This window comes from Microbulbifer sp. TYP-18, assembly GCF_040932045.1.
Taxonomy (GTDB): Bacteria; Pseudomonadota; Gammaproteobacteria; order Pseudomonadales; family Cellvibrionaceae; genus Microbulbifer.
In genome coordinates, this window is record NZ_JBFRBC010000061.1 from 1 (window position 1) to 4,350 (window position 4,350).

General features: G+C 41.5%; 2 protein-coding genes. Both read left to right on the forward strand.

All coding sequences use genetic code 11. The features are described 5' to 3' along the window. Positions 1–199: 199 nt before the first annotated feature. Positions 200–3,982, forward strand: coding sequence for a hypothetical protein (locus ABVT36_RS18705; RefSeq protein WP_368457913.1), 3,783 nt, complete (start codon positions 200–202; stop codon positions 3,980–3,982). A 9-nt stretch (positions 3,983–3,991) separates the two neighbouring features. Then, positions 3,992–4,350 (forward strand): RHS repeat-associated core domain-containing protein (locus tag ABVT36_RS18710; protein ID WP_368457914.1); only part of this gene is annotated, 359 nt, incomplete at its 3' end.

Below are 4,350 nucleotides of genomic sequence, written 5' to 3' on the forward strand. Positions count from 1 at the left end.
CCTGAAGGGAAGAGAGTTCATTTTGAAGATAACTTTGGCAATCGCGGGTATTTCTCTTTTACACGACGTGACATAGGCGATTATTTTGGAAATGGCTATTACCGGATAGATGTCGGTACCGGTAATTAAAATCTTAATCTAATGCACAAGGGTAAGTATCGTACTTACCCTTACATTACTTGATATCGAAGGTTGTAACATGTCAATCACATCCAACGCAAATAACTTCTCCGAATTTATTTCTTCCGGTGTCGACCCCAGAACAGGAACTTATTCTTTCTCAATTAAATTGTCGGAGTTCTTGTCACACAAAACAGTAGGGGTCACATTTTCTTTGATGTTGCATTATAGTGCCTCCAGCTCAAATGATATGGGGTTCGGACGTGGGTGGGCGTTGGCTCTCAGTCGCTTTGACCGACATTCTAATAATCTTTCCCTATCGACGGGGCAAAACTTCAAAATTGAATTCAATCGGACAACCAATGAATATGATATTCCCTATCGAAAACTGAAGGATGTCAAGGTTTTCTATGATGATTCAATGAGTGCTATTAAGGTAGTGTATAAGGATGGACGTCAGGAGTTCATTGACTATACGACTGGAACAATGACTAAAATGGTATCCAATCAGGGATTGGAAACACATTTTAGTTACACCGACTACAATCAACAAAAGGTATTGTGGAAAATAGCGGATAACGCAGGACGCGAGTTAACTATTGATACCTGGTCTAGCCCATCAAAGGTCACCATAACGGATAATGTTAACAATTCACTATATCAAAAACTGGAAGTTACAAAGGCCAATAACGGGATTTATCGACGTCTTGCTTCCGTAGTATTACCAGACATGGAATCGACCTTTTACCTAGAGTATGAATATGCTGCCAGTAATGGATATGACTTGATCACCAGAGTCACTCATCCTACTGGAATGGTTGAAAGGATGACCTATTTGCATAACGGGCACAGCCTGCCTGAAGATGCGCCCATAGCCAGCGCTCCCTATATTACTGAACACAGAATACTACCAGGAGCGAATCAATTTCCTCAAGTAACCACTTATACCTACTCAGATAAAAACTATCTTGGATTTGCTAGTGAGCGTACATTTATAGCCGGAGAAGATACATTATTTAAAGCACGGGCAGACTATGAATATAGCAGCACTGAAACGATAAATAATAGTCTAGCCATAACACGGTATTACAACAAATATCATTTACAAATACGTGCTGATTATCGACGAGATGGAATCTTATATCGGCAAGAAAACAATCTATATTTTGCTGAAACCAATGTCGCTATTGAATATCAGCCGGCTACGTATACCCTCCTTAAAGAAAGCCGTGTAACACATTATGAGGATGGTAACTCTAGAGTGTATACCTTTCGGTACAATTATGATGACTATGGTAACCAAGTCTACATTCAAGAAAGTAATGGGGATGAAGTTTCTCGCACTTTTTACTCAAGTAGTGGGGAGGGCGAGAATTGTCCGGCAGAGCCTAACGGTTTTGTCTCTTTCCTTAAGAGTGAGACTATTCAACCTGCTGTTACCACTAATGGTGAGGTCGAGCGTACCACCACCATGACTTACCAATCTCTACCCAAAATTGGAGGCGGTAACTTTATTGTTCTGAAAAGGACTCAGAACTATTTAGAAACAATAGATTACACTTATTTTAACGATGTTAGTGCATTGCAGCATGGTCAACCTAAGAGTAAGAGCACGACTGTAAATAACCAAACTTCAACTGACAGTATTGTTTACCAGTATACCAACACTACCTTAACGACCACGACAACTGTCACCACACACGATGGCTTAAGTGCTACAAATTCGACTAAAATACGGCTTAGTGATGGTCAGGGGTTTGAATCTACCAATACTGAAGGTGTCAAATCCAGCGTTGACTATGACAGTTTAGGCCGAATCACTCAAAGGACATCAGCAGTTGGTACAATTAATGAAACCAGAATGACTTATGTCTATCGCGTTGGGGCAGGTCTGAATCAGTTAACTACTACAGATAGTAAAGGCAATCAACAGGTCGAACGCTATAATAATGCAGGAAACACCATCAGTGTTTCTCAAAGCGATAGTGAAGGGATGTTGCGTGAGCTATCGACATTCAATTACAACAACTTTGGACAGCTCATTAGCCAAACAGATTTGGACTATTTGCCAGGAAACAATACGCTATCACTAATTACCCAATACGAATATGACCTTAGAGGTGAAGTTAACAAAATAACACATCCCGATGGTCGTGTGGAAACTATTACTCAAAGCCCGGTCAGCCTCACTACCCGATACGATATTAGAGGCCTGATGTCAGAAATCAGTTTGCTTGATTTGACGGGACAACTGATAAGCAAGGAAACACTCGACAGTGCAGGAAGACGCTTAGCTTATACCAGAAATACCTATGACGGTTTCGGTAATCTGCTAACCGTCACTGATACAAGCGGGCATGTAACTGAGTATGCTTATGATAGTGCCGATAGGCCTACTCGCATAAGACGAATGGTTGATGGCACTAATGTTGACATAATCACGGAATATGCCAGTTTTTCAAATGATAATTTACCTGTGTCTATCTATGTAAATAATACATTGATAGGATCAAGGGTATATGATGGTCTATTGCGGATTACCACTGAAACCTCAACCTCTGGTACTGAACAAAGACACTATGATAGCACTTTTACTGCACCATCGAGTGTCACTACAGCCAAAAATGAGACACTGGAGTTCACTTATAATAAAAACTTGGAGGTAATAACGCACTCAAGTGTCAGAGGGCAAGCCGACCTCAATGCTACCTATACTCATGATCCGCTGACCGGAGCGGTTACGCAGCACCAAAACCTGAATAGTAATAGCCAGTATGTCTATGCAAATAATGGTACATTGTTAGAAGAAAGAGCCACATTTAGTGATAATGTGCTGCGCCGTTGTTTATACACTTATTCCCCTGCCGGACGATTACTTGCTAAAACCGATTATTTTGGCAATAACACACTTTATAATTACGATTCCTATGGTCGCTTAAGCCAGATAAGCAGTACACAATCAGGGGTAACCACCACCAGTATATTCACCTATGACAACTATAGCCGTGTCACCCGCTACGATACCGCGAAAGGTAGTGATATGGTTTCGGTAAGGATAACCTTGAATGATATTGGTTTAGAAACGCAGCGGAAAGTCTATCTTAACGATCAACTTGATTTCTCATTGGCTCAAAACTTTAATGACGATCTGCAGATCAGCGAAAAAATTTACCAGCAAGGGGGAGAAACCACGACGGAAAGCATGACCTATGATGCTTTTCATCGGCTGACTAATTATCAGTGTACTGGGCCAAACGCTCCTGCAGATGAATTTGGCAATAGTTATCAACGGCAGCAATTTAGTTACGATATCTATGGCAATATTACACGGGTCATTAGCACCTTTGAGGATAGTTCAACAAACACCGCGCAGTTTGTTTATGATGCGCTGGATCCTGTTCGTTTAACCTCGCTCTCGAATACTCATGGTGATTACCCAAGTTCGCTATCATTTGAGTATGATCTTGCGGGAAATTTACTGAATGATGAAAAGGGACGTCGCTATACCTATGATGCGTTAAATCAAATGCATTCGATCTCCGATGGTGACAATAATGTTCTTTCTAATTATAGCTACGATGGGACGGGTACACTGGTTTCTCAGACGCAAAATAACGCCTTAATATATCTCTATTATCAGGGCGAAGAGCTTGTGAATGAATTATCAGAATCGGTTCATAGTAGTTACCATAAGATCGGTGGAGCCGTTACTGGAAGAACGGTATCATCAGATAATTTCAATCAGCACCAATTTTTGCTGCAGAATGCCCAAGGCAGTACCCTCACCACATGGACGAAGCCACAAGGTAGTGAGCAAAGAACGAAAGCTCGCAGAAGTTATACTCCATATGGCGAAGGTTAAGGATAAATTATGAAAAACTGTGATAAATCATTTGTACCGTTCAATACTGCCGGTAAAACGGCGGTGAACAAGTCAAGACGTACCTTTTTAAAACAATCCAGTATTGCGGCAGCGACGACAAGCCTTGCCTCGCTTGGTATTGCCACTTCACGGCCTGCGCGGGCTACAGAGCAAAGTGGATTCAACCGTTTGTCGACAAATTCAATGGGATTTAATGGCCATCGCCAGGATCCCGTGAGTGGATTTTATCATTTAGGTAACGGTTATCGTGTATATAATCCCGGATTAATGCGGTTCCATGCCGCAGATTCTATGAGTCCTTTTGGCAGAGGTGGCGTAAATAGCTATGCTTATGCATTAGGTGATCC